41 protein-coding genes are annotated in these 24576 nt (G+C 53.4%); 18 read left to right on the top strand and 23 right to left on the bottom strand.

Annotation, left to right across the window (positions count from 1 at the left end; genetic code table 11):
- Nucleotides 1-82: 82 nt before the first annotated feature.
- From menD to menE, 5 genes are read left to right on the top strand one after another with little or no spacing between them, the layout of a single operon-like run.
- Nucleotides 83-1753: a 2-succinyl-5-enolpyruvyl-6-hydroxy-3-cyclohexene-1-carboxylic-acid synthase gene (gene menD, locus MOQ06_RS06030; protein ID WP_242171926.1), complete on the top strand. Its 1671-nt coding sequence runs from the start codon at nt 83-85 to the stop codon at nt 1751-1753.
- Nucleotides 1750-2526: a 2-succinyl-6-hydroxy-2,4-cyclohexadiene-1-carboxylate synthase gene (menH, locus tag MOQ06_RS06035; RefSeq protein WP_242171928.1), complete on the top strand. Its 777-nt coding sequence runs from the start codon at nt 1750-1752 to the stop codon at nt 2524-2526. Before menD ends, menH begins: the two co-directional genes overlap by 4 nt.
- Complete coding sequence (menB, locus tag MOQ06_RS06040) at nt 2523-3380, top strand: 1,4-dihydroxy-2-naphthoyl-CoA synthase (RefSeq protein ID WP_242171930.1); 858 nt, start codon at nt 2523-2525, stop codon at nt 3378-3380. Before menH ends, menB begins: the two co-directional genes overlap by 4 nt.
- Nucleotides 3380-4345, top strand: a complete 966-nt coding sequence (gene menC, locus MOQ06_RS06045) for an o-succinylbenzoate synthase (RefSeq protein ID WP_242171932.1) — start codon at nt 3380-3382, stop codon at nt 4343-4345. The genes menB and menC overlap by 1 nt, the downstream gene beginning before the upstream one ends.
- Nucleotides 4342-5703: an o-succinylbenzoate--CoA ligase gene (gene menE / locus MOQ06_RS06050; RefSeq protein WP_242171934.1), complete on the top strand. Its 1362-nt coding sequence runs from the start codon at nt 4342-4344 to the stop codon at nt 5701-5703. The genes menC and menE overlap by 4 nt, the downstream gene beginning before the upstream one ends.
- Here menE and MOQ06_RS06055 read toward each other — a convergent pair whose 3' ends face one another.
- The 3 genes from MOQ06_RS06055 to MOQ06_RS06065 are packed head-to-tail and all read right to left on the bottom strand — an operon-like array spanning nt 5704 to nt 8653.
- Nucleotides 5704-7218 carry a tripartite tricarboxylate transporter permease gene (locus MOQ06_RS06055; RefSeq protein ID WP_148419905.1) on the bottom strand — a complete coding sequence of 505 codons (1515 nt, stop codon included), beginning with the start codon at nt 7216-7218 and terminating at the stop codon, nt 5704-5706. It lies immediately after the preceding gene.
- A gap of 11 nt (nt 7219-7229) precedes the next feature.
- Entirely contained in the window at nt 7230-7661 is a 432-nt protein-coding gene (locus MOQ06_RS06060; protein WP_176609853.1) for a tripartite tricarboxylate transporter TctB family protein, read from the bottom strand.
- A gap of 11 nt (nt 7662-7672) precedes the next feature.
- Nucleotides 7673-8653, bottom strand: coding sequence for a tripartite tricarboxylate transporter substrate binding protein (locus MOQ06_RS06065; protein ID WP_193355636.1), 981 nt, complete (start codon nt 8651-8653; stop codon nt 7673-7675).
- 332 nt (nt 8654-8985) lie between these two features.
- Here MOQ06_RS06065 and MOQ06_RS06070 point away from each other — a divergent pair, with 332 nt between their 5' ends.
- A complete protein-coding gene (locus MOQ06_RS06070; protein ID WP_242171938.1) occupies nt 8986-10173 on the top strand; it encodes an integrase arm-type DNA-binding domain-containing protein in 1188 nt (395 codons plus the stop codon).
- Here the strand turns inward: MOQ06_RS06070 and MOQ06_RS06075 are convergent.
- The 20 genes from MOQ06_RS06075 to MOQ06_RS06165 all read right to left on the bottom strand — a co-directional run bounded on the left by MOQ06_RS06075 (nt 10142) and on the right by MOQ06_RS06165 (nt 18982).
- On the bottom strand, nt 10142-10381 hold the full coding sequence (locus MOQ06_RS06075) for an AlpA family phage regulatory protein (RefSeq protein ID WP_347272542.1): 240 nt from the start codon (nt 10379-10381) through the stop codon (nt 10142-10144). The genes MOQ06_RS06070 and MOQ06_RS06075 overlap by 32 nt on opposite strands.
- 304 nt (nt 10382-10685) lie before the next feature.
- On the bottom strand, nt 10686-10934 hold the full coding sequence (locus tag MOQ06_RS06080) for a hypothetical protein (protein WP_188245939.1): 249 nt from the start codon (nt 10932-10934) through the stop codon (nt 10686-10688).
- Nucleotides 10935-11301: 367 nt separating this feature from the next.
- Nucleotides 11302-12009, bottom strand: a complete 708-nt coding sequence (locus MOQ06_RS06085) for a DUF551 domain-containing protein (protein WP_242171940.1) — start codon at nt 12007-12009, stop codon at nt 11302-11304.
- Between the two features lie 2 nt (nt 12010-12011).
- Nucleotides 12012-12200 (bottom strand): hypothetical protein, encoded by a 189-nt coding sequence (locus MOQ06_RS06090; protein WP_242171943.1) that lies wholly within the window; start codon nt 12198-12200, stop codon nt 12012-12014.
- A 2-nt stretch (nt 12201-12202) separates the two neighbouring features.
- On the bottom strand, nt 12203-12841 hold the full coding sequence (locus MOQ06_RS06095) for an ead/Ea22-like family protein (protein WP_242171944.1): 639 nt from the start codon (nt 12839-12841) through the stop codon (nt 12203-12205).
- Nucleotides 12842-12848: 7 nt separating this feature from the next.
- Nucleotides 12849-13049 (bottom strand): hypothetical protein, encoded by a 201-nt coding sequence (locus MOQ06_RS06100; protein WP_242171946.1) that lies wholly within the window; start codon nt 13047-13049, stop codon nt 12849-12851.
- Nucleotides 13050-13158: 109 nt separating this feature from the next.
- On the bottom strand, nt 13159-13545 hold the full coding sequence (locus tag MOQ06_RS06105; protein ID WP_242171949.1) for a hypothetical protein: 387 nt from the start codon (nt 13543-13545) through the stop codon (nt 13159-13161).
- A complete protein-coding gene (locus tag MOQ06_RS06110) occupies nt 13542-13715 on the bottom strand; it encodes a DUF2737 family protein (protein WP_242171951.1) in 174 nt (57 codons plus the stop codon). The genes MOQ06_RS06105 and MOQ06_RS06110 overlap by 4 nt, the downstream gene beginning before the upstream one ends.
- Nucleotides 13712-14014, bottom strand: a complete 303-nt coding sequence (locus MOQ06_RS06115) for a hypothetical protein (RefSeq protein ID WP_242171953.1) — start codon at nt 14012-14014, stop codon at nt 13712-13714. Before MOQ06_RS06115 ends, MOQ06_RS06110 begins: the two co-directional genes overlap by 4 nt.
- A 66-nt stretch (nt 14015-14080) precedes the next feature.
- Complete coding sequence (locus MOQ06_RS06120) at nt 14081-14458, bottom strand: single-stranded DNA-binding protein (RefSeq protein ID WP_242171955.1); 378 nt, start codon at nt 14456-14458, stop codon at nt 14081-14083.
- Entirely contained in the window at nt 14458-15090 is a 633-nt protein-coding gene (locus MOQ06_RS06125; RefSeq protein ID WP_242171956.1) for an ERF family protein, read from the bottom strand. The genes MOQ06_RS06120 and MOQ06_RS06125 overlap by 1 nt, the downstream gene beginning before the upstream one ends.
- A gap of 250 nt (nt 15091-15340) precedes the next feature.
- Nucleotides 15341-15487, bottom strand: coding sequence for a host cell division inhibitory peptide Kil (locus tag MOQ06_RS06130; RefSeq protein WP_242171957.1), 147 nt, complete (start codon nt 15485-15487; stop codon nt 15341-15343).
- Nucleotides 15472-15606 carry a hypothetical protein gene (locus tag MOQ06_RS22515; RefSeq protein WP_063855077.1) on the bottom strand — a complete coding sequence of 45 codons (135 nt, stop codon included), beginning with the start codon at nt 15604-15606 and terminating at the stop codon, nt 15472-15474. The genes MOQ06_RS06130 and MOQ06_RS22515 overlap by 16 nt, the downstream gene beginning before the upstream one ends.
- A 123-nt stretch (nt 15607-15729) precedes the next feature.
- A complete protein-coding gene (locus MOQ06_RS06135) occupies nt 15730-16194 on the bottom strand; it encodes an HNH endonuclease (RefSeq protein ID WP_242171958.1) in 465 nt (154 codons plus the stop codon).
- A gap of 87 nt (nt 16195-16281) precedes the next feature.
- Nucleotides 16282-16518, bottom strand: a complete 237-nt coding sequence (locus MOQ06_RS06140) for a hypothetical protein (protein ID WP_232951145.1) — start codon at nt 16516-16518, stop codon at nt 16282-16284.
- A complete protein-coding gene (locus MOQ06_RS06145) occupies nt 16518-16805 on the bottom strand; it encodes a hypothetical protein (protein WP_232951146.1) in 288 nt (95 codons plus the stop codon). The genes MOQ06_RS06140 and MOQ06_RS06145 overlap by 1 nt, the downstream gene beginning before the upstream one ends.
- Nucleotides 16806-16851: 46 nt before the next feature.
- Complete coding sequence (locus tag MOQ06_RS06150; protein WP_232951147.1) at nt 16852-17322, bottom strand: hypothetical protein; 471 nt, start codon at nt 17320-17322, stop codon at nt 16852-16854.
- A gap of 7 nt (nt 17323-17329) precedes the next feature.
- Complete coding sequence (locus MOQ06_RS06155) at nt 17330-17551, bottom strand: transcriptional regulator (protein ID WP_347272547.1); 222 nt, start codon at nt 17549-17551, stop codon at nt 17330-17332.
- Between the two features lie 394 nt (nt 17552-17945).
- Complete coding sequence (locus MOQ06_RS06160) at nt 17946-18353, bottom strand: hypothetical protein (RefSeq protein WP_242171963.1); 408 nt, start codon at nt 18351-18353, stop codon at nt 17946-17948.
- Complete coding sequence (locus MOQ06_RS06165; protein ID WP_070134199.1) at nt 18350-18982, bottom strand: LexA family transcriptional regulator; 633 nt, start codon at nt 18980-18982, stop codon at nt 18350-18352. The genes MOQ06_RS06160 and MOQ06_RS06165 overlap by 4 nt, the downstream gene beginning before the upstream one ends.
- Nucleotides 18983-19084: 102 nt before the next feature.
- Here MOQ06_RS06165 and MOQ06_RS06170 point away from each other — a divergent pair, with 102 nt between their 5' ends.
- The 12 genes from MOQ06_RS06170 (at nt 19085) to MOQ06_RS06225 (ending at nt 24576) form a co-directional block, all read left to right on the top strand.
- On the top strand, nt 19085-19300 hold the full coding sequence (locus MOQ06_RS06170) for a helix-turn-helix transcriptional regulator (protein ID WP_070134198.1): 216 nt from the start codon (nt 19085-19087) through the stop codon (nt 19298-19300).
- 99 nt (nt 19301-19399) lie between these two features.
- On the top strand, nt 19400-19678 hold the full coding sequence (locus MOQ06_RS06175; protein ID WP_180249361.1) for a CII family transcriptional regulator: 279 nt from the start codon (nt 19400-19402) through the stop codon (nt 19676-19678).
- Between the two features lie 34 nt (nt 19679-19712).
- A complete protein-coding gene (locus MOQ06_RS06180; RefSeq protein WP_242171966.1) occupies nt 19713-20219 on the top strand; it encodes a class I SAM-dependent methyltransferase in 507 nt (168 codons plus the stop codon).
- Nucleotides 20216-20362 (top strand): DUF2740 family protein, encoded by a 147-nt coding sequence (locus MOQ06_RS06185; protein WP_242171969.1) that lies wholly within the window; start codon nt 20216-20218, stop codon nt 20360-20362. Before MOQ06_RS06180 ends, MOQ06_RS06185 begins: the two co-directional genes overlap by 4 nt.
- Nucleotides 20355-21161, top strand: coding sequence for a replication protein (locus MOQ06_RS06190; RefSeq protein ID WP_242171973.1), 807 nt, complete (start codon nt 20355-20357; stop codon nt 21159-21161). Before MOQ06_RS06185 ends, MOQ06_RS06190 begins: the two co-directional genes overlap by 8 nt.
- Complete coding sequence (locus MOQ06_RS06195) at nt 21158-22531, top strand: replicative DNA helicase (protein WP_242171976.1); 1374 nt, start codon at nt 21158-21160, stop codon at nt 22529-22531. The genes MOQ06_RS06190 and MOQ06_RS06195 overlap by 4 nt, the downstream gene beginning before the upstream one ends.
- Nucleotides 22528-22983 carry a transcriptional regulator gene (locus tag MOQ06_RS06200; RefSeq protein WP_242171979.1) on the top strand — a complete coding sequence of 152 codons (456 nt, stop codon included), beginning with the start codon at nt 22528-22530 and terminating at the stop codon, nt 22981-22983. The genes MOQ06_RS06195 and MOQ06_RS06200 overlap by 4 nt, the downstream gene beginning before the upstream one ends.
- A gap of 195 nt (nt 22984-23178) precedes the next feature.
- On the top strand, nt 23179-23334 hold the full coding sequence (locus tag MOQ06_RS06205) for a hypothetical protein (RefSeq protein WP_176210191.1): 156 nt from the start codon (nt 23179-23181) through the stop codon (nt 23332-23334).
- An 11-nt stretch (nt 23335-23345) separates the two neighbouring features.
- Nucleotides 23346-23597 carry a hypothetical protein gene (locus MOQ06_RS06210; protein WP_242171981.1) on the top strand — a complete coding sequence of 84 codons (252 nt, stop codon included), beginning with the start codon at nt 23346-23348 and terminating at the stop codon, nt 23595-23597.
- A gap of 165 nt (nt 23598-23762) precedes the next feature.
- Nucleotides 23763-24173, top strand: a complete 411-nt coding sequence (locus MOQ06_RS06215; RefSeq protein WP_242171982.1) for a recombination protein NinB — start codon at nt 23763-23765, stop codon at nt 24171-24173.
- Nucleotides 24170-24346: a NinE family protein gene (locus tag MOQ06_RS06220; RefSeq protein ID WP_242171984.1), complete on the top strand. Its 177-nt coding sequence runs from the start codon at nt 24170-24172 to the stop codon at nt 24344-24346. Before MOQ06_RS06215 ends, MOQ06_RS06220 begins: the two co-directional genes overlap by 4 nt.
- 2 nt (nt 24347-24348) lie before the next feature.
- On the top strand, nt 24349-24576 hold the full coding sequence (locus tag MOQ06_RS06225) for a hypothetical protein (protein ID WP_242171987.1): 228 nt from the start codon (nt 24349-24351) through the stop codon (nt 24574-24576).

A 24576-nucleotide genomic window follows, 5' to 3' on the forward strand; every position in this document is an offset into this window, starting at 1 on the left:
TTCGCGCAATCCCGATTCACATCAAAATTCTGATTTTTTCTATTATTTATACTGTGTCGCATTCTTGATACTGGACAACCTCATGTCAGTAAGTTCTTTTAACCGACGCTGGGCGACGGTGATCCTTGAAGCCCTGACCCGCCATGGCGTCAGGCACGTGTGTATTGCCCCGGGCTCTCGCTCCACGCCGCTCACCCTTGCAGCGGCGGAAAACCGGGCTTTTATTCATCACACCCATTTTGACGAGCGCGGCCTGGGCCATCTGGCACTCGGGCTGGCGAAGGTCAGCAAGGCGCCCGTGGCGGTGATCGTCACGTCCGGTACGGCGGTGGCGAACCTCTACCCGGCGCTGATTGAAGCGGGCTTAACCGGTGAGAAGCTGATTTTACTGACTGCCGATCGTCCCCCTGAACTTATTGACTGCGGCGCTAACCAGGCGATTCGCCAGCCCGGCATTTTTGCTTCGCATCCCTCTCAGACGGTTTCGCTGCCGCGCCCCACTCAGGATATCCCCGCCAGCTGGCTGGTCTCCACCCTCGACCACGCCATGAACGCGCTGCGCAGCGGCGGGCTGCACATCAACTGCCCGTTTGCCGAGCCGCTGTACGGCGAAATGAACGATACCGGCCTCGCCTGGCAACAGCAGCTCGGAGAGTGGTGGGAGAGCGAAAAGCCGTGGCTGCGCGAGCAAACGCATCTGGAAAGCGCAAAGCAGCGCGACTGGTTCTTCTGGCGTCAGAAGCGCGGCGTGGTGCTTGCCGGGCGGATGAGCGCGGCGGAAGGCAGGCTGGCGGCGGAGTGGGCACAAACGCTTGGCTGGCCGCTGATTGGTGACGTGCTTTCCCAGACCGGTCAGCCGCTGCCGTGCGCCGATCTCTGGCTGGGGAACGCGAAAGCGGTCACCGAGCTGGCGCAGGCGCAGATTGTCGTCCAGCTGGGATCGAGCCTGACGGGTAAACGCCTGCTTCAGTGGCAGGCCACCTGTACGCCGGAAGAGTACTGGCTGGTGGACCCGCTCGAAGGGCGCCTCGATCCGGCGCACCACCGCGGTCGCCGCCTGGTGAGCGATATCGATACCTGGCTGGCGCTGCATCCGGCGGAAAAACGCAAGCCCTGGGCGGTAGCGATCCCCGAGCTGTCACGCCAGGCGTGGGAGCTTACCAAAACGCAGTGCGAAGCGTTCAGTGAAGCCGGGCTGGCGCACCGTATCCGGAAATATCTTCCCGAGCAGGGGCAGCTTTTTGTCGGTAACAGCCTCGTCGTGCGCCTGATTGACGCCCTCTCGAAGCTGCCCGCTGGTTACCCGGTGTACAGCAACCGGGGGGCGAGCGGCATTGACGGCCTGATCTCCACCTCGGCCGGCGTACAGCGCGCCAGCGCCAAATCCACGCTGGCGATTGTGGGGGACCTCTCCGCGCTCTACGATCTCAACGCGCTGGCGCTGCTGCGTCAGGCGTCGGCACCGTTTGTGCTGATTGTCGTTAACAATAACGGCGGCCAGATTTTCTCGCTGCTGCCGACCCCGCAGAGCGAACGCGAGCGCTTCTATCTGATGCCGCAGAACGTGCAGTTTGAACATGCCGCCGCCATGTTCAGCCTTAAATACCATCGCCCGGAAAGCTGGGACGATCTGGAAACGGCGCTGAGCACCGCCTGGCGACAGCCCGGCGCAACGCTGATTGAGCTGGTGGTCAACGATTCTGACGGCGCGCAGAAGCTGCAAACTCTGCTGGCGCAGGTGAGCCACCTGTGATCCTCGCAGGCGTCACGCAGCCCGGAAAGCCAGGCTACCCCTGGCTGGTTTTCCTGCACGGTTTTTCCGGCGACCGCCGCGAGTGGCAGGCTGTCGGAGCGTCGCTGAAGGACTATCCCCGGCTCTACCTGGACCTGCCGGGACACGGTGAGTCAGCGGACATCGGCGTAACGGGATTTGCCGGGATGAGCGCGCTGCTTACCCGCACCCTTATTAGTTACAACATACTAAACTACTGGCTGGTGGCGTACTCCCTCGGCGGCCGCATTGCGATGTTTCATGCCTGCCAGCGTCCTGCGGGCCTGAACGGGCTGATTGTGGAAGGCGGGCACCCGGGCCTGCTCCAGGCCGATGCGCGCGAGGCGCGGCTTGTATCCGACCGCCGCTGGGCGTCACGTTTTCGCGGCGAGCCGCTGGAAGCCGTCTTTGCCGACTGGTATCAGCAGCCCGTCTTTGCCTCCCTCACGCAGGCGCAGCGCCGCGCGCTTATCGCCCTGCGCAGCCGAAACAACGGCCTGAAGCTGGCAGAGATGCTGGAAGCCACCTCGCTTGCCGTTCAGCCTGACCTGCGTCCCGCGCTCAGCGCGCGTGATTTTCCTTTTTACTATCTCTATGGCGAACGTGATGAGAAGTTCAACGCCATCGCTGCTGAACTTAACGCCACGCGTCATGCTATCCCTCATGCCGGACACAACGCCCACCGGGAAAACCCGGATGCGGTTGCCGCGAGTCTGGCGCAGATACTGCGTTATCGAACAAAGGACACGCTATGATCTATCCTGATGAAAACATGCTTTACGCGCCGGTTGAATGGCAGGACTGCTCCGAAGGCTACACCGACATTCGTTACCACAAGTCCACCGACGGCATTGCCAAAATCACCATTAACCGCCCTCAGGTGCGCAACGCGTTTCGTCCGCTGACCGTCAAAGAGATGATCCAGGCGCTGGCGGATGCCCGCTACGACGACAGCATCGGCGTCATCGTCCTGACCGGCGAAGGCGAAAAAGCCTTCTGCTCCGGCGGCGATCAAAAAGTGCGTGGCGACTACGGCGGATATCAGGACGATGCGGGAACGCACCACCTGAACGTGCTGGATTTCCAGCGCCAGATCCGCACCTGCCCGAAACCGGTGGTGGCGATGGTGGCAGGTTATTCCATCGGCGGCGGCCACGTGCTGCACATGATGTGCGACCTGACCATCGCGGCGGAAAACGCCATCTTCGGCCAGACCGGCCCGAAAGTGGGCTCCTTCGACGGCGGCTGGGGCGCATCCTACATGGCGCGCATCGTCGGCCAGAAAAAAGCCCGCGAGATCTGGTTCCTGTGCCGCCAGTACAACGCGCAGGAAGCGCTGGATATGGGGCTGGTCAACACCGTGGTGCCCGTTGCCGATCTTGAGAAAGAGACCGTGCGCTGGTGTCGCGAAATGCTGCAAAACAGCCCAATGGCGCTGCGCTGCCTGAAAGCCGCGCTCAACGCCGACTGTGACGGCCAGGCGGGCCTTCAGGAGCTGGCGGGCAACGCGACCATGCTGTTCTATATGACCGAAGAGGGTCAGGAAGGGCGCAACGCGTTCAACGAAAAACGCCAGCCAGACTTCAGCAAATACAAACGGAACCCGTAATGCGTCGCGCGCAGGTTTACCGCTGGCAGATACCGATGGACGCGGGCGTGGTGCTGCGTGAACGGCGGTTAAAAACCCGTGACGGCTTTTTCGTGCACCTCCGGGAGGGCGAGCGGGAAGGGTGGGGCGAGATAGCCCCGCTTCCGGGCTTTAGCCTGGAAACGCTGGACGAGGCGCAGGCCGCGCTGTTGGCCTGGACGCACGACTGGCGCGAGGGAGACGATCCGGCGCTGCCGGACGTTCCTTCCGCCGCGTTCGGCATCAGCTGCGCGCTGGCAGAGCTGGACGGCAGTTTGCCGGAGGCGGCGAACTATCGCGCCGCCCCGCTCTGCACCGGCGATCCGGATGAACTCTTCGCGCTGCTCTCCGCGATGCCGGGCGAGAAGGTGGCGAAAATCAAGGTCGGCCTGTACGAAGCGGTGCGCGACGGGATGGTGGTCAACCTGCTGCTGGAAGCCATCCCCGACCTGCGCCTGCGCCTGGACGCCAACCGCGCCTGGACGCCGCTCAAGGCGCAGCAGTTCGCGAAATACGTTAACCCCGCGTACCGCAGCCGCATTGCGTTTCTCGAGGAGCCGTGCAAAACCCGCGACGATTCCCGCGCCTTTGCCAGGGAAACGGGCATTGCTATCGCCTGGGATGAAAGCCTGCGCGAAGCCGATTTTGCCTTCGTCGCCGAGCCTGGCGTCAGTGCCGTGGTCATCAAGCCGATGCTGACCGGCAGCCTTAATACGGTGCGCGAGCAGGTCGCGGCGGCCCATGCTTCGGGGCTGACGGTGGTGATCAGCTCGTCCATCGAGTCAAGCCTTGGGCTGACGCAGCTGGCGCGCGTTGCCGCCTGGCTAACGCCGCAGACCACTCCCGGCCTCGATACGCTGAACCTGATGCAGGCGCAGCTTATTCGCCGTTGGCCAGACAGCACCCTGCCGTGCCTCGACGCTGGGGCGCTGGAGCCGCTGCAATGACTTTTATCGACTGGCCGTGGCGGCACTGGCGCGCGCGGCATGCCGACAGGCCCGCGCTGCGCTTAGGCGATGTAACGCTCAGCTGGTCTCAGCTGTGCGAGCGTATCGACGGGCTGGCAGCCGGTTTTCAGTCTCAGGGGGTCAGTGACGGTGACGGCGTCATGCTGCTCGCCCAAAACCATCCCCGAACCCTGCTGGCCTGGCTTGCGCTGCTGCAGTGTGGCGCACGCATTCTGCCGGTAAACCCTCAGCTTCCGCGTCCCCTGCTGGACGTGCTGCTGCCGCAGATGACGCTGCGCTTTGCGCTGGTGCTCAACGGTGAATACGACGGTCTGCCCGCGCTGGCGTTAAGAGAGGGAGAGGGGCAGGGCGGCGTGACGTGGCGGGCGGAACGTCTGGCCTCGATGACGCTCACCTCCGGCTCCACCGGCCTGCCGAAGGCGGCGGTGCACACCTGCGCTGCCCACCTTGCGAGCGCAAAAGGCGTGCTGTCGCTGATGCCTTACGGCGGTGACGACGACTGGCTGCTGTCCCTGCCGCTGTTTCACGTCTCCGGTCAGGGGATCTTGTGGCGCTGGCTGCAGGGCGGAGGTCGTCTTACCGTGCGCGAAAAACAGCCGCTGGAGCAGGCGCTACGGGGCTGCACCCACGCCTCGCTGGTGCCGACCCAGCTGTGGCGACTGCTCAATTCACACCATCCCGTCGCGCTGAAGGCCGTGCTGCTCGGCGGAGCGGAAATCCCCGTTGAGCTGACCGAACAGGCGCGCGAAAAGGGGATCCGCACCTTCTGCGGCTACGGCCTGACCGAGTTTGCTTCCACCGTCTGCGCCAAGGCGGCCGACGGCGAGCCCGACGTGGGCAGCGCGCTGCCGGGCAGGGAGGTTCAGGTGGTCAACGGTGAGGTCTGGATCCGGGCAGACAGCATGGCAAAGGGCTACTGGCGAGACGGCGCGCTGCTGCCGCTGGTTAACGAGCAGGGCTGGTTTGCCACCCGCGATCGCGGCGAGTGGCGTAACGGCCGTCTGACCATTCTGGGCCGGATGGACAATCTCTTTTTCAGCGGCGGAGAAGGGATCCAGCCGGAAGCGCTGGAGCGCGTCATCGTCACGCACCCGCAGGTGAGCCAGGCGTTTATCGTTCCGCTGGATGACGTTGAGTTCGGGCAGCGCCCGGTTGCGGTAGTGGAATGCGAGCCCGGCACGGATATCACGCTGTTACCGGAGTGGGTTAAGGGCAGGCTGGCGCGCTTTGAGCAGCCGGTGCACTGGCTGGCCCTGCCGCCGGAGCTAAAAAATGGCGGGATAAAGATCTCCCGCCAGGCGTTAAAGCAGTGGGTCAATGCCCTGTTGAGGGGATAATCAGCCGATATCCGGCTGCGGTTTGTGGTGGCGTCGGCGCATCCAGCGCAGCACCGGCGGCACGACAATAACCATGATCGCCATCCCCAGCAGGATCTTCGTCACGCTGCTCTCCCACAGAATCGCCATGTTGCCGTTGCTGATGGAGAGGGCGCGGCGCAGGTTCTGCTCCAGCATTTCACCCAGCACGAACCCTAAAATCAGCGGCGACATCGGGAAGTGCATCTTGCGTAAGATGTACCCCAGCACCCCGAGCAGCACCATTAACACCAGGTCGAAGGTGGTGCTGTGCACCGCGTATACCCCAACCGCAGAGACGGCGGCGATAGCCGGGACCAGAAACCAGAGGGGAATGGTCAGCATTCGGGTAAACAGGCCGATCAGCGGGATGTTCATCACCAGCAGCATCACGTTGGCGATCAGCAGCGCCGCAATCAAGCCCCAGACGATATCGGGCTGCTCGGTAAACATCGCCGGACCGGGAGTGATGTTATAGAGCGTCAGCGCGCCCATCATCACCGCCGTGGTGCCGGAGCCCGGCACGCCGAGCGTCAGCATCGGGATAAACGAGCCGCAGGCCGAGGCGTTATTGGCCGCCTCTGGCGCCGCCACGCCGCGTATGTCGCCTTTGCCGAAGCTGTCGCCGTTACCGCTCAGCTTCTTCTCGGTCATGTAGGTAATGGCGCTGGCGATGGTTGCCCCCGCCCCGGGCAGAATGCCGACGAAGAAACCAATCACCGACGAACGCAGGGTGGCACCCACGCACTGCGCCCCCTCTTTGGCGTTAAAGAGCATACGGCCGGTTTTACGCACCAGCGTCTGCCCGCTGCTGGTATGTTCCAGCATCAGCAAGATTTCCGATACGGAGAACAGGCCAATCACGACGACGATAAACTGCACGCCGTCGGACAGGTGAACGCTGTCGAAGGTAAAGCGATAAACCCCGGTGTTGGCATCCACGCCGACGGTGGCTAACCCTAAGCCAATCAGCGCGGATAAAAACGACTTCAGCGGGTTCTGCGCCATCATGCTGCCGAGGCAGGCGATGGCGAACACCATCAGGGCAAAATATTCGGCCGGACCAAAGGCCAGCGACCACTGGGCCAGCGCCGGGGCGAACAGGATAATGCCGCCGATGGCGATCAGGGAGCCAAAGAACGAGCTGACGGCGGAAATCGAGAGCGCCACGCCGCCGCGCCCCTGCTGCGCCATCGGATAACCATCCAGCGCGGTCATAATGGCGGCGGCATCGCCGGGCACGTTAAGCAGTATCGACGAAATCCGCCCGCCGTATTCACAGCCGATATATACCGTCGCCAGCAGGATCAGCGCCGATTCCGCGGGCAGATGCAGGGCAAAGGCCAGCGGCAATAAAATCGCCACGCCGTTGATGGGGCCAAGGCCGGGCAGCAGGCCGACGATGGTCCCGACGAAACAGCCGATCAGGGCAATCACCAGGTTTTCCGGGGTCATCGCTACCGCGAACCCCTGAGAGAGATAGATCCAGGTATCCATAGCGTGCTCCGTTAGTTAAACCATGCGCCGAGGGGCAGCGTCACGTCCAGCAGGCGGTCAAAGGCGTACCAGAGTAAAATGCCCAGCACGACCCCGGAGATCCCCGCCGCGGGCAGCGAGGCGTTAAACAGCAGGCCAATCACCATCGTCAGCAGGGCGGTGGCAATCGGGAAGCCGAGCCACTCAAAGCCCCACGCGTACATCAGCAGCACAATCACCATCACCAGCAGACGCTGCAGCGTGCGGCGCGGCGGCCACTCCACGGTATCCGGGTGGCGCAGCAGCAGGGCTACCGAGCAGAGCAGCATCAGGCCGACAATGCCCACAGGGAAGGGGCGTGGCCCCACGGGTTCATAGCTGTATTCGCTGTGGATCTGCCAGGCGACGAACATCCCGCCAACGCAGAGCAACAGCCAGATCCCGGCAAAAATGCGATCGCTCATAGCGCCTCCGGTTATTTCGCCAGGCCAAAGGCTTTCGCCTGCTCGCGGTAATCATTCACCTGTTTTTTCACGTAGTCGTCCAGCTGCTTGCCGTTCAGGTTGAACTCAAACAGCCCGCGCAGATCGCGCTGCTTTTTGAACGACTCGGTTTGCTGGAGTTTTGCGAAGGTATCCACCCACCACTGGTACTCGGCGTCGGTCACCTTTGGCCCAACGAAGAAGCCGCGAATGATCGGCCAGACCAGGTCATAACCCTGCTCTTTGGCGGTTGGGACGTCTGCCAGCTGGCCCGGCAGGCGGTTTTCCGAGAACACCGCCAGCACGCGAATTTTATCCCCGCTCAGGTAGGGCACCATTTCGCTGAGATCGCCAGAAACGGCCTGCACGTGGTTGCCCATCAGCGCCGTGACCGGCTCACCGCCGCCTTCAAAGGCCACGTAGCGCATCTTGTGCGGATCCACTTTTGCCTGCTGCGCCAGCAGAGCGGCTTTCATCCAGTCCTGGCTGCCGATAGACGCGCCCGCGCCAATCACCACGCTGTTCGGATCTTTTTCCATGGCGGTCAGCAGATCTTTCAGGGATTTCCACGGGGAGTCGGCGCGAACGGCAATCATGCCGTAATCGGTGCCCACGGTGGCGAGCCAGCGCACGTCGTCCACGTCATAGCGGCCAAATTTGCCCTGCGACAGGTTCAGAAGCGAGCCGCCGGAGAAGGCCACCACGGTACCCGCTTCGGCAGGGCGCTGCGCGACAATGGCGTTATAGGCTACCGCGCCTACGCCGCCGGGCATGTAGGTAACGCGCATCGGTTTTTCGATGGCCTTCGTCTCCAGCAGGCTGACCTGAATCAGCTTACAGGTCAGGTCGAAACCGCCGCCGGGCTTGGCCGGGGCAATGCATTCGGTGCGGGACGGGGCATCCTGCGCCTGGACGACAGAGGCACTCAACATCAAAACGCTTGCAGCAAGAGCAGAAAGTAATTGTTTTTTCATCGTTTATCCTCACGCCGGAGAACCGGGAGTACGGGTACGGGTGTCTTTTTTCTGATTATGTGAACCACCTTGTAGCGGTTCCGTTGCGTGATTGTTAAAACAATAACCTTTCATTTCCCTTTCACTGCGACACCAACTTTACAGGATGTGATATGCGTCTCTTACTGGCTTATCCTCACTGAATAATGTGTAGTTATGTCACATTATGCTCGTCACCATTCCTACCTCATATTTTACCTCTCACGTTTATGTCGAGTTATGCCAGCGTCCATTGAGAGACGGATAAAAACCGGATAATCTACCGGACAAATTTCTCACCTTGTCCTGTTGCCATGCCATTAACCGACACAAAAATCAGAAATGCTAAACCTCAGGAGAAGCCTTACTCGCTTCAGGATGGGCAGGGTCTCTATCTTGATGTCAGGCCTACCGGTGCAAAGATATGGCGCTACCGGTTCTGGCTAACGCCAAAAAAAGATGGTCGCTATACTATTGGAGAGTACCCTGGCGTTTCCCTTGCTGATGCCAGAAGAGAAAGAGAATGGGCTCGCGAGCAGGTTAAGCAGGGGAAAAACCCAACCATCGTTAAAGACACAGAAAAGCTGATGGTGATGGGTGACTCTGAGAACACCTTCAAATCCATCGCTGAAGAATGGTATGAGCGTAAGTGCCAGACGTGGGCAGAGAAAACGCAGTTAGTTAACCGCGGGTTTCTGGATAAGCACATCCTCCCATCCATCGGAAAGATACCCATTAAGGACGTCAAAGCAGCGCACGTACTCGCCTTAATGCGCTCACTGGAGAAAGCTGGTAACGCCTATTCTGCCGGAAAGGTGAGACAGATATGTTCAGCTGTATTTTGCTATGCGGTAGCCACGCTGAGAGCGGAAGTTGATCCTTCTTATGCGCTACGGGGGGCAGTGATGCAGAAGCCTACAACGCATGCAAGGCCAGCCACCACAGAAGAACTTCGTCAGCTATTCGTTGCACTCAGGAATTACAAAAGCCCTGTTATGGTCATCTGCATTAAAATGCTGGTTATGACATTCGTGCGTCAACAGGAGCTTAGGTTTGCCAGGTGGGGAGATATCAGCTTTGAAAAGGCTGAATGGACAATCCCTAAAGAGGTAATGAAGAAACGCCGTGAACATCGCGTTCCGTTGTGTGAGCATGTTATCGCATTGCTTGAGGAACTTAAACCTCTGACCGGTGATAAAGAATATCTCTTCCCAAGTCCGTCAAAGCCAGATCAGCCTATTGCCAAAACCACCATTAACCGCGCTATCGAGTATCAGGGATTTGCAAGCGGTGAGATCACCGGACATGACTTCCGTGCCACGGCATCCACCGCTTTATATGAGCAAGGCTTCAGGCCAGAAGTGATAGAAGCACAACTGGCGCATCAGCAAAAGAACAGAGTAGCTGCCGCGTACAACCATGCGGAGTATATGAAAGAGAGAAGGGAAATGATGGAGTGGTGGGGCGGTGTTATTGCTGACCTGATCGCGGACAAGAAGTGATTTTATCCTTTATCCAGGCATCTACCTCACTAGAAGGCCATCTGACGCTCCTTCCAATCTTTACCGGACGCGGGAATTTTCCGTCGCGCATCCATTCGTAGATGGTTGGCTTCTTGTAGCCGGTTGCCGCGCACACATCGGTGATCGGCATGAGTGTATCGCTCATTGCTGTCTCCAATTTATATCTTGAGAAATGCACAGGCCTCATCGAGTGTGAGGTCGTGTGACTCCATGGTTACTCCGCATTCAAAGCAATTTATAAATCAGCATCGGCAAAGCGCCTGTTATCATCGAGAAACAGAAGGAAACCACAAAATGAATTTTTGTTGGATTCCTGGCCTCTGAGGCACACCAAAACCAAAACATAATGTTCGCCGGAATCCAGAAGGCCCAGAAGATGTTCATTATCTTTCTCCAATAAAAAACCGCCATTGCGGCGGTCTAGTCGATGCGTAAAAAAGGCCGCCTAAGCGACCTTAGTAATCTTATTTTTCTGCACTGGAAACGTATCGCTACCCGCCAATAAATATTGGGGTAGACGTTGAGTTCACGCGTAAGCTTATGCTCTCATTAAGATAAAATTCCGCCTTTTCCTTTTGGCTCTTCATAAACATGATAACTGCTTCATCTTCACTGATATTGCCAAATCTAAAGGCATCAAAAATTCTACGAGCTGAGCCGTCTAGTAATTTTGTACTGCCATCAGCAGAAGGTCGCGTTTCTTCTAACGCAAGCAGCTCAAGGTATTCGATTGGTTTCATAACAACCTCGTCTTTTCGTTCTCATGTTCATATATTCTACGCTAATTTCTTATACACGCGAGGCTCATCAACAGTAGCCGCGCGAAGTTCGTGTTCTGCGTGAGAACTGTAATCACCGGAGTCCCAATCGATGCGATACCATGTCGGCCTGTTCTCCTGCTCCGTAACGCCATCAACCACTCCTTTGATATCTCCTGACTTGTGCTTTACGATTGCGCCCACAGCAAATTTAGCCATAACAAGCCCTCTGATTGATGTGCGAGTGAAGAGATAGCCGCCCATGCAAAAAGAGCCATGATGACGGCTGCTACTGGATTGAGTTGCATACGGACTCCGGATAAAGAAAAACCCGCGATGTGCGGGTTTGTTATTTGGCTGGAGGTGAGGGGAGTGGTTGCCAGTGGGTTACTTTTCTAACTGGCTCCTCACCATCCATTGTTACTGCCCACCACTTGTTTCTACTAGCATCGTAGTAGGCTTCAAACCCATCATCTTCCGTCCACCCAACAACACGACCCCAACACCATACGTAATCTTTGTCATTAGGCATCCGCTCACTGCAAGCCACCCAGGCATCCTGAATCACTGGAGCCTTGCCGCAGCGCGACCCGGCATTTTTTGGTGAAGAATCCAGTGCTGGCGCGGCCTGGATGGTGCAGCGCGACTCGCTGTTTTCGGCACCCTGAAGCATGGCGGCGCGGCAGGCGTTCCAGCCACCTCGGAAAGTGTCATCAAAGTCGTCGTCTTCCATAAATCGACGCTTGTACTGTACACGTGTCAGTTCATCAGGCACAGATACCGGCGCTGGAGGGGCGGTATAAACAACACTTTCAATCCAGTGCGCGCCATCTTCATTGCAATGGCACTTCGACTCTAATGGCTCGTCCAAACCCTCGGCGCCACACGCGCTACATGTAAAAAGTTTGCGGCTCCTTGCTTCGAGCGATGCCAGCGTGATACGCAGTGCCGCCAGCGTGTTGCTGTCGTCTTCGTCAAGGCCGAACGGGATTTCATCTCGGGCGGCTTCCATGTGGGCAATCTTCTGCTGCAGCCATTCTTTGGTAAAGGTGCTCATGATTATCCTCTCAACGCCACAGTGCGCACTTCTGGGTCAAAGGAAGATGCGAACTCATCGGTAACTTCGGCCACATGACCTACAAAATCGTTATATTCTCCCTCCGCCTGGTCATGGTCCTGCCAAACTACGACAGCCTCAGGAGGCATTTTCCTGAGCTTGCTGATTAACTGCCTCACTGTCATTGACATGCTCATTCTCCTTTTCCGGCTGCGGCTGCCGACTCTTCGTATGCGCGTTTGGATGCATTCAGAATTGCCGCCAGCGATGTATAAGCACCTCCGCCTCTGATTGTGTTGTGAATGCCAGCCATTGCCTCACGTAGTTTTCCGTGGCTGGCTGACAGCTCAGCAATCAGCGACTCTGCGGATTCCAGCTTCGCTTCGGTCTCTTTGAGCCTCTCAAGGCGTATAACCATGCCATGAATAACCACAGGAACCTGGTTGTCTACTAGGTCACATGGAACCTTCAATTCACGTTTCCACTCACGCATGATGGCGTTGCGCTGTTCTGCAACACCAACAATGGCTTCAAGTCGATTGATTCTGTTGTCCTTGGCTTCCAGCTCATCCAGCAGCGCCTCAATACGTTTCTGCTGAAAATTCCACGCCTTTGCTTCATTCGAATTTACGTCTCCCCAATCCGCCCGTTCCGTATCATCTGCTCCGCACAGATGGCAGTAGCAATCACCGTAATCCCCGGAGTCAGCAATTGCTTCTCCACCATCCAGAAGGTTGCTGGGGTACATTTCACCGCAATTGCAGCATTCCACCAGGTAAAATGAACCTTCAACGCTCTGACCGCGGAAAGCCTGTTTGTCGATGTTGCTCATTGGGCGGCTATTCATCGCTATTATCCTCACTGCAAAAGTGGCGACCTTCGGGGTCTGCGCTTATGTGTCCGCAGATATCGCACTCCATACCTTCTCCACCAGGCCATTCTTCCATATCATCTTCATGCTGGCAGTTACGGCACAGCTGCTGTCCTTTCCACATATCCTCTTTGCAGCGCGGGCAGCGGTCTAAATCTTCATCTTTCATTCGTCACGCTCCTCGCAAGGATGCAGTTCTGGCTCATCAGCCTTGTAGTAACCTCCGCATATTTTGCAGGGCACTACCGGCACTTCGTCGTAATTTGAGGTTCCCGTAATCATGACTGCACTCCTTTGCGAAGCGCCTGCGCCAACCATTCAAGAGCCCTTGCCTGCTCGCCACTGTCTTCTTTGCTGCCGAATATTTTATTGAGATGCTGGATAGCTGCATCCACACCCTGCGCTCGCACTTTAGCCAAGAAAGCGTCATGATTTGGCGTTTCGCACTGCCACCACAGCAGGTGCATTTTCGGGCCCTCAAAAGCGCCGTCAGACTCATATCCGCGAAGTTCTTCAGACAGACAATCATTCATGGCTTTAACTGACTGCAATTCAGCAGCCAACTCCAAGCATCTTGCTTCAAGTGCGGCGTAGTCTGTGTATTTAACAAGATTCCCATTTTGGTCTATGCCATCAACACCAACGCTATAACGATTAACGCTCATCTCTTAGCCCTCTGGTTTAACCACGCTGTCAGGAATTTGTTCTCGTTCACGCTGGGGAATGACTCGCGCTTCAGCATTTCTTCGCGTGGGATGTCGTCGATTGGTTTGAATCGGTGGCGGGCTACTAGCTCGTTTGGGGTAATGCCCGGGTCGTACGTTAATCCGATCATGCTGCTTTCCTCAATTCAGATTTCAGCCTGTACTCAATTCCACCAAGAACATCCCCTCCCCACGGCTCCGCTTCGCATACATCCTTCACGCTTTCCAGTTCTGAGGCACTGATATACCAGCTGTCCCAAGAGCAGATGCCTTCGGTTGTCCAGTATGGGTTTCGGCAATTAATCGTTATCCCACCAGTATGGCTTCCTTCCTTTCCTGGCATTTTCCCTGCCCAGTATTCGGATATGTAGTTACGCTCATCCTGCGCGAGCATTTTGATGATTACTTCTGCTGTGCGTTTCTGATGCATGGTGATATGCGGGTGTGGTTAACCCGCCTCCGTGAGGTGAAATAGAATATTCAGGTGGTGGTTAAATCAGAATGGAATGCTTGGGTCGTAAACTGGCTCTGGCTCGGAATGCTGTTGTGTGGCTTGTTTATTTCCAGAAGAGCCAAAATCAATGTCATTGACGATGATTACTGGCTGAGATCTTTTACCTCCGTTCTGGTCTGTCCATTCCTCCATGACAAACTCACCAGTCACCGTAACTTTTATCCCCTTAGTCAGATACTGCGTAAGCTTTTCTGCCTTTGCACCGAACAGCACGCACTTTACCCATGAGGTTTTCTCTCTCTCCCCAAATCCCTGTTTAACTGGAAGAGAGAATGATGCGATACACTTCTGGTTTTGCGTCCATCGTTGCTCTGCATCCTTTCCTATGTTTCCGGATGCGACGATTACGTTAATGCTCATTATGCTGCTACCCCTTCTATTTCTGATTTGCGATCTAAATAAACTGACTTGGCCTTGTCATGCTGCTCTGTGCCAGAAAGCTTCTTGTCTACTGCCTTCCATGCTTCTTCAAGCTCTGGCAGGGTCGCCTTAAGTGCGTATGCCGAGAAGTCAGTCAAGAACTGCTGAGGAGAGCGAGAATCATGCGGTTTGGCATGATTTGCTGACTGTTGTTGCTTTACAGGCTGCTGTGCACTTTGCTGCTGTTTGTGTTCGTCAGTGTCAGCGTCTTTGGCATCATCGATACCGAATAACCCGTTAAGGCAGTATTTACGCGCATACGAGCTTGTGGCTCCCGTTACCTGCGCAGCATCCATTCCCTTCTTGTTTTCTTCTTCTCTCGCCATAGCGCTCGCTGAGTGGCTATTTTCGCCGTCAGTGATGGTTGCCGTGGCTTTTACATAATAGCGATCGCCAATAAGCACAATTTCATCGCTAATTGACAGGAAAAGTCCTTTCAGAAGTGGCTTAACACCTTCCAGAATATCTTCGCAACTGCGGTATTTGTATTTACCAAATGAGTTGTACTGATTTTTCGGCGCGTTTAAGTGCGCCTGTATATCAGCAAGGCGCTCATAAAATTGAATGCTCATATATACCTCAGAACGGGCATCCGCCCAGGAAATAGCGTTGATTTAGCACTTCTAAGCGCGACAGGTTGAGATACATACGCATGCGCTCTCGGTCACCCCTGTAACGCCACAGCAGAGCCTGCATCGTCGTCACTCGACGTACTCTCTGACTCTCTTCGATTGTTGTTGTCGGCTGCATGGAAACCTCCTTCGCTGCCAATTAAATCTTTCATCAAGTGGTAAAACTGCTCATCTGACATGTCTCTGATACTCATGATTTGCGATACCACGGCATGTTGATTGCGTTCTTCATGGCTTCATGAGCCTGCTGCCACATGCGACCATCACCGAGATAGCGAGCGATAACCGCTTTGCTTTGAGCTGCTTTCAGCAGGCTGTGATTTATAACTGGTGGCATAAACCCTCCAGGTGCTTACGGGCAGCACGAATGAGACGGCGAACACGTTTGGATAATTCAGATTCGGATGGGTAATAGGCGGACATGATGCCGCCACCCGATAGCGATAAATGCATCATGGTGGAATTCCTTATGTTGTGTGTGATTGCATAGCGCTGCGTTCGTTGAGCGCACTGATATACAGTTAAAAAAATGCCCTCACAGTGGAGGGCAAAGGTGAAACGAGGGGATTTAATCAGGCGCTAATCTATATAAAACTCCATATCCAAATGCTTTCTTGCGAACTCTTGTCGTGCTCTTGATGCGGATTCAACACAATCAAATGTCCCTATATGAACTCGCTTGTTGTTTATAAATCCATGAGCAAGCCACTTTCCTGATGGCTTATGAAATGTGACACCTTTGATTCCCGATAGGGACTTTTTGCACGCCTTTCTGTTCAAAGCATTCTGGCTCTTTGTGCATGCTCTAAGGTTTGAAATTCTGTTGTTAGCTTTATCGCCATCAATATGGTCAATAATATCTGGCATATACCCATGAACAAAAAGCCATGCCAGACGGTGCGCGTAGTATGATTTTTTGTTTATGACGATACGTACATAACCTTGCGTGTTCTTGCAAAGATACTGATGAGGAGAGTTGTATAAGCTTTTTTCTATTACTCTTGAAAAAATACCCGTGTCTTCGTCATATGTAAGAATGGACATTAGGTAATCTCTATCCACAATACAATCTCCGATAGTACGGTGCGGTATTACACCCAATAGCTAACTCAGAGAATTAGCTATCAGCTGCTATTCACGTGCTTTGAGCATTGCGTCTGCAATAGCATATGAGCGAGATGCAATATTTTCCGCATAACGAGATGCATCACCGCTTGCAAGCTCTCCTTGCATTGCTTTTGCAGCGAAGTAATCACGCAATGTCATACCTGCCGAGCTAACTTCTTTGCCATGCATGTGACCATTGTCATCACGTTCCACAATTGAATCACAAGGAAAAGCTTGGCCACCGTTATCTAAATTTCCCATCACTCCTCCCCCAGAGCCTTGCTGATGGCCGCCTTAGATTTTACTGTTGCTGCTTCACACCCCGCACCGTCCAGCACCTTCACGACCTCTTGCAGAGCTTCGAGCAAATCAGGGGCTGCTGAAACAAGCCTTGTATTTGCTGCATACTCTTCTGTAACCCTTCCCGGTAGAGCTACGCCACTTACTCTCACTGACTCCTTACGCCCCCAGCCATCTACATTTCCATGCACCACATTGTCAAACTCATCCAGCACCCACGGTCCGGGAGTCCCCATAAATCTTTTCATATTCACCTCTGTGGCTTGCTGCCAAAAGAAGGCCGACTATGCGGCCTCAGTCAAATACCCAATTTTCTGTTTCTTGGTTGTGCCCGAAGTTGTAATCAATAAACGGCTCGCTGGTATCAAGTTTTTTCATTTCATCTACAACAGTGGATACAACAGCGAGGTCTTGTTTAAGGCGCATCAAGTGGTATTTCTTTCTGCGCAATAAGCTTTCGATTGCCAGCTTCTTGGTCGGAAATGCGAAAGACCTTTCCGCGCTTTTCTTAACCTTCTTAATTGCGTATCTGCTCTTTTTATCCTTCCATTCCTGCATCCAGCGTTGTGGCTCAGGCTTATAGAGATCAATCCAGTGCGCCGGAACCAGCCATGCATAATGCTCAGTTTGGTGAAAAGCAACGTACTGCAATGCGAAAACCTTTATGCCATCTTCTTCAACGGTTGACTGAAATCGCCAGAATACAGGCATCCCGTCATGCTCCACCTCTGATTCAGGGAATGGAACGCTCCATGATTTACTCATATTCACCTCAAATAAGTGGCTTACTGCTCAGCTTCATGCGCTGAACGACGTGGATTTTGTTACCGAGCGGGTTAGCGTCCCGGTAGTAGATGCGATTCTGCTTAACCGCGCTTACTTCAACTTCCTTCTGGCGCGTTCCGGCAAGCGAAATGGCTCTTGAAACACGCTCACTACAGCCTTCCGACAGCCGTGAAAATGCACGGTCAATCTTTTTACAGTAGGCTTTCATCTCTTTGTGCTGACGAGCACGTTCGAGTTTACGAATCTCTCTGGCTTTCATTGGATACCTCCAGTGGTTGCTTTGAGATGAATGCACCTGTTTATCATCAGACTTAGCAGAGTTGATTTACCCAGGCCGCTGAGCGTCTTCTGCAATCCACCCATCGTTGCATTCATTCCAAAGCAACTTCCTTTGGCGGGGACGAATCATCCCCATGTCATCTTGTTAAAGAACATTGCCAATCAGTTCCGTTTGGCTACCAGCGTCCTGCTGATGGCTTAAAATTACAAGAAAGATTGTATGTTGTAAACAAGAAATATTGTATTTGAAGGCGAAAAAAACAAACTCCGTTGTTTTATAACGGAAAATAGTTTGTTTTTAATTTGATAAGATCTGTGATGGGCTACTTTTCGCAGTTGCCAGATACAACTCCGACGAATGCTTTAGTTGAGGTTAGCTTTTGAAATCCTGGGATGTTCATTACTTTGGAATACATAACCCTTTTGTCTGTTGTGATAGACCATGTTTCCACCGTTATTCCGCCACCTGACTGATAGCTTCCCACTATTGTGCTGTCGGTCAGGGCTACATATGACATGTCTGATACGGCAGATCCGTCAAGATTAGTAACTGATGCCTTTTCACCATCAATCCGCAATTTGAACGCTAACCCAGAAACTGAGTCATCAATAAAATCATATCCATCCTGACTAAATGCAGATTTACCCTTGAGGCCAGATACAATCCAACAGTCAGCATAAGAGGCGATAGGAATCGACATAATGGAGAGTGCCAACGCTATGCGCTTCATATGAACTTCACCCTTGCCTCAACCACAACACCGATGATCTTGCAGTTGCCATTAATAGGCATCATAGGCCATGAAGGGTTGAGTCCTTTTAGGTATTTCTGTCCGCCGTCAATTACCAACTTCTTAAATGTCGCCTCGTTCGCATCAAGAAGCTTTGCTACAACCAGGCTACCGTTTGCTGCTTCCCTGCCGGTATCAACCAAGACAATGTGACCTTCTGGAATACTCGGTCCCACTGGAGACGTCATAGAGTCACCCTCTACACGCAGCCAGAATCCATCACCAAGCATATGAATATCACTGTCGTACCATTCCTCAATATCTTTGAGATTGTACGGCTCACAAGCTTCTGACCACGCGCCAGCGCTAACTAAGCTAATCAATGGATATTTTCCTTTAGGTTCGTTGGGCCCAACATAAGTTATGTTTGAATCTGGCGAACCTTTCAATAACCAATCGACGCTAACTCCGAGAGCTGAAGCGAGTTCCGGTAAAAATCTTGGTCGCTTGGTCTTTCCATTTTCCAGTTGTTCAATTGATTGCTGAGAAGTCCCAATCTTCTGCGCAAGCTCAGCCTGGTTAAGACCAAGCTGGATTCTTTTGCTTTTTACCCTGGAAGAAATACTCATAAACCACCTCTGTAATTTCCTCCAATGGTTACAAGAAATCCTGTAATTGACAAACAAGATAGTTTGTATGAGAATACAAGAAAGTTTGTTGAAGGAGGCGATATGCAAACTCTGTCAGAACGCCTCAAAAAGAAACGAGTTCAGTTGAAGATGACTCAGACTGAGCTGGCTAACAAAGCAGGCGTAAAGCAACAGTCAATTCAGCTTATCGAGGCTGGAGTAACCAAGCGCCCACGTTTCTTGTTTGAGATTGCGATGGCTCTTAACTGTGATCCTGTGTGGTTACAGTACGGAACCAAAAGCGGCAAAGCCGCTTAAGTAACACTGCTCTTTAACACTTCTGGCCAGGGATGTTTCGTCCCTACAACCAACGCATCAACCGATGCGTATTTACTTATTAACTAAGGAATATATTGCATGAATGGAATTGCAACTCAAAGCAAGAAGGCGGCTCGTATCGAATCGACCTTGCTAAACAAGCTGGCTCTGATGGGTCAGAAGACATTCGCTAAAGCCATGGGAATTCCTGAATACCAGGTAAGCCGGTGGAAGAACGGTTTCTTCTCTCAGGTGAGCATGATGCTGGCGGTTCTGGAATACGGAATCGAAGACGAGGAAATGGCTGAGCTGACAAAGCGGCTGGCTAGTTATCTCACAAAAGAAAAAGCCCCAAACGCGGTAACGTTTGAGGCCTGATCACACTGTGTTACGCCAAGTAACAGGAGTAATTATGGCATATGAGAAACAGTTAAATCAAACATCAGAGCAGTTAGTTCTAGATATGTGCTGCGGCTCAAGGATGTTTTGGTTTGATAAACAAGATGAACGAGCGGTGTTCACAGATATACGTGAAGAAGAGCATGTTCTTTGCGACGGAAGAAAGCTAATTATCAGTCCAGACATAATTGCTGATTTCCGAAATCTGCCTTTTGAAAATGATCATTTCCCTGTGGTTGTGTTTGACCCTCCCCACCTCGAAAGCATAGGTGAAAACGCATGGATGAGAAAGAAGTATGGAGCGCTCAACCGTGGCACATGGCGTGAAGATTTGCGCGCTGGTTTTGCTGAAGCGTTCAGAGTCTTAAAACCTAACGGCGTTCTCATCTTCAAATGGAATGAAACTCAGATTCCAGTAAGTCAGGTAATCACCTTAACGCCTGAAAAACCTCTTATTGGACAGAGGACGGGTAAGTCCGACAAAACGCACTGGATAATATTTCTCAAGGCGGAAAAATGACAAAACCACTCAGTCCTTACCAGGACAAAATGCACAAAAAAATACTACGTGATCGCTTCCTGTCCAGCTTCAAGCAGCCTGGTCGATTTCGGGCTGAGTTGGAGAAAGTGAAGCTGATGCAGAAGGAGAAAGGTCATGAGTAATCTCGCAACCGTAACACCTATAAAGCCTCACCTTGAGGTTGTGGAGCATCGCGTGGCAGATACCGAAGATGGCTTCATGCGCGTTGCTAACGAGCTTACAGACAGCTTACTGATGGCTGATTTAACCGCCAGGCAGTTGAAGGTAATGCTCGCTATCATGCGCAAGACATACGGATTCAATAAGCCAATGGACAGGCTCACAAACACGCAGATAGCAGCAATGACCGGTATTCACCACACGCATATCTGCGCCGCAAAACGTCAGCTGATTGAGCGAAAGTTTCTCATTGCGGACGGGGTGAGAATTGGCGTTAACAAGGTGGTCTCAGAGTGGATTAGCCAAGACAGCTTAACATTAGCTAATACGGCTAATAAAACATTAGCCAAGTCAGCTAATGGGTATAAGCCAACTCAGCTAAACACAAAAGACAATATTCAAAAGACAATAAATACAAATACCCCCTTACCCCCTAAAGGGGGATGTGCTGAGGGTTCTAAACCTGAAAAGCGAAAGGCCGTTCGCATCAACTACAACGAGTATCTCGAAGCCTACAACGAAATCGTGGGTGAAAGATTACCTCACGCTGTAGAGGCCAACGCAGGGCGCCAGCGCAAACTCAAGAAGCTGATTAACTCTCTCGCTACCAAAAACATCGACGGCTACCGGGCATACGTGAAAGCGTTCATGTCCGCTGCTAGGCCATTCCATTTCGGTGATAACGACCGTGGCTGGGTGGCGACGTTTGATTACCTGCTGCAACCGAAAGTATTAACCGCAATTCGTGAGGGAACACTATGAGACAGGATATCGAGGCCAGTGTTATCGGCGGATTACTCCTGGGAGGGTTAACGCCGGCAGCCGGCGACGTTCTGGCGACGCTTGAACCTGAAGCATTCTCCATCCCGCTCTATCGGAAAGCGTTTGAGGTTATCTGCAAGCAAGCTCGCAACCGTAACCTGATTGACGCACTGATGGTCGCTGAGGAATGTGGAGATGAACATGCTACCGACGTGATGATGACTGCGCGGTCGTGTCCGAGTGCCGCAAACCTGAAAGGCTACGCCAGCATGGTTGCTGATAACTACCACCGTCGACTGGTGCTGCAACTGATAAGCGAGATGCGAGACCCTATCGAGAACGGAACCATCGACGCATCAGGACAGGCCATGGACGAACTGGTAAAGCGCCTGTCAGCCATCAGAAAGCCGCGTGACGAGATTAAGCCTGTTCACCTTGGCGATATCATCACCGACTACACAGAGACGCTTGATAAGCGCCTGCGCAACGGTGAAGAGTCAGACAACCTGAAGACCGGCATAGATGAGCTTGATGCAATCCTAGGTGGGATTAACGCCGAAGACCTGATCATCGTTGCAGCGCGACCGGGCATGGGAAAAACGGAGTTCTCGCTCAAACTGGCAGAAAGTGTCGCAAGCAGGACATTGCCTAACTCAGAGCAAAAGCGCGGGGTGCTGATTTTCTCGATGGAGATGAGCGCATTGCAGATTGCCGAGCGAAGTATTGCCGGAGCAGGAATGATGTCAGTTAGCGCACTGAGAAACCCAACGCGCATGAACGACGAGGCGTGGGGAAGGGTAGCTGAAGGGATGAGACGGCTGGCTGACCTTGATGTGTGGGTTGTCGATGCATGTCGACTTTCGGTTGAGGAAATCAGGTCGATCGCAGAACGCCTGAAGCAGGAGAATCCACACCTTTCTCTCATCATGGCTGACTACCTGGGCCTCATTCAGAAGCCAAAAGCAGAACGAAACGACCTGGCTATTGCTCACATCTCCGGAAGCCTGAAGGCTATGGCGAAGGAGCTTAAAACCCCCGTCGTATCACTAAGCCAGTTATCCCGTGAAGTTGAAAAACGCCCTAACAAACGACCAACCAACGCAGACCTGCGCGATTCAGGAAGTATCGAACAGGATGCAGACTCAATCATCATGCTGTATCGCGAGGCTGTGTATGACGAAAACAGCCAGGCCGCACCATATGCAGAAATCATCGTGACGAAAAACCGATTCGGCTCCCTTGGAACTGTGTATCAGGGATTCCGAAATGGTCACTTTGTTGGATGCGACCAGGAAGAAGCCAGAGCGAAATGCACAGCTGCAAGCCAGCCACAACAAAAAGGCCGGCGCTATTCAGGAGCCGACGTATGAACACACGAGACAAAATACTCAACCACCTAGAGAGCAACAAACCAACTTCAGCAAGAGAGTTTCACCAACTCACCGGCGCACCAAAATCCCGCATCACCCAACTACTCCGCGAACTCACAGAATCAGGCCAGCTTGAAATCCACAGCGTCCATAACGGCATCAAGCGTTATCGTCTGACTGAGCTTCATGCTAACCGTCGCCAGTCGATACTGGACTGGTTAGATGGCGGCAGCGAAGGTACATCATCGGTTATCTCAGCAGCAACCGGAGTAGACCTGCAAATGACCGCGCAGATTCTGGCATCGCTGAGCAAGCAGGGTGAGGTTTATCGGGAATGGTTAGATAAAGGTAAGGTCTGGCTGTATCGCAAGAATGCACCGCTTACGTTTGGCTGTGCTAATCAGATGACTGCATTTATCAACCAGAGACTGAGAGAGGTTAGGGCTCAATGAATGACACGCGAAACTGGAAGTGCTTCTTTGGGATGCACCAGTGGAAGCAGATAGGAGAGATATCCCGCCAGCACTTCGAATATTCGACATCTAAGCGACCTTATCGAATAACCACAGTTTACCGCATGCAATGTGCGCATTGCGGAAAGATTACCCACGAAGAGTTTTAACACCCCAGCACGATGATGGAGAGGAATGATGAAAGTATCAGAGATTAATTATGGCGTGATTTTCGATGCGCTCATGGCGTACTACGAAGTAGAAGAAGACGATTCAGTATGGGAAATCCTTAATCAGGCTGATGACCCGATTGAAGAGATTGCTAACGCGCTGAAAGTGCTGGGCGAGTGATGGAGAGGAATATGGACGAATCAAGAAAGGCTTTCGAATCGTGGCTTGAGAATTATCATGGCATAAAGGCCAGCAATTCGGGCCACGCCAATATGATTGAGATGTATTGGCAAGCATGGAAAGCCAGTCGAGAAGCTATCGATATAAAGCTACCGCCAAAGATAGAATTAAGCCCGTACGAGCACTACATGCCGCATTATACAATGGATGCAGATAGCGTAGAAAGCGCCATCCGCGCCGCTGGAATCAAAGTGAAGGAGTGAGTATGAGCGAGTTAAAGCCGTGCCCGTTTTGCGGCTCAAAAGACCTTATCATTAATCACGCAGGCCGCGACTGGAACTCAGTCATTTGCCGAGATTGTGGCGGGGAAGGTCCGGAAGAGTTAGGTCGCGAAGATGCAATCAGTTCATGGAACCGGAGAGCAGGAGATGAAGCAGACAATCTTCCTTCGAAGTAAGCAGCAACAGCAGTCAGCAATAAACGCCATCCTCGCATCACCTCTCGACAACGACCGACCCGTCACCATTCGAATCTCTGACTACAAGCGCAACATTGACCAGAACGCGAAATTTCACGCGCTTTTGGGCGATATCGCTCGGCAGGTCACATGGTGCGGAAAGCAACTTAAGCCTGAACAGTGGAAGGTATTGCTGATTAGCGGTCATGCAGTCGCTACAAAGCAGGAGGCTGAGGTTGTGCCCGGGTTAGAGGGTGAGTACGTCAACATTCGCGAGAGCAGCGCAGAGATGAGCGTAGGCCGTATGTCGAGCCTTATCGAGTACACGATGGCTTGGGCGGAAGGTCAGAGCGTCAGATTCACTGACAGGAGGTATGAATGAGTCGACATCGACGAAGCATAACCCAAATCGCAATGGACAACCTGATATTCATCCCCACCAAACGCTCCAGAAACAAACCCAAGCCAGCACCTACCGAATCAGACGTAATAACCTTCAACTACACCGCGCACCTGTGGGATATCCGCTGGCTGCGTGACCGTGCGAGGAAATAGCTATGAGTCTTATCGAAGATTACCAGGGCCGACTTGATGACCTGCTTACAGAGGCATCAGTAGACGACATCGACCCCATTGACCTGCTGGTCAACTCAATAGCTGATTATCTGGAAGGCGAGCTTGAGGATGAAGAAGACAAAACGCTTTGCGTCGACTTCGGCGGAAAGAGCCTGATTATCAGCATCGTCAGCAATGACGAACAGCCAGTTAGCGAGAGGGTGCATTAA

It is taken from the genome of Enterobacter sp. I4, from assembly GCF_022669095.1.
Classification (GTDB): Bacteria; Pseudomonadota; Gammaproteobacteria; order Enterobacterales; family Enterobacteriaceae; genus Enterobacter; species Enterobacter pasteurii.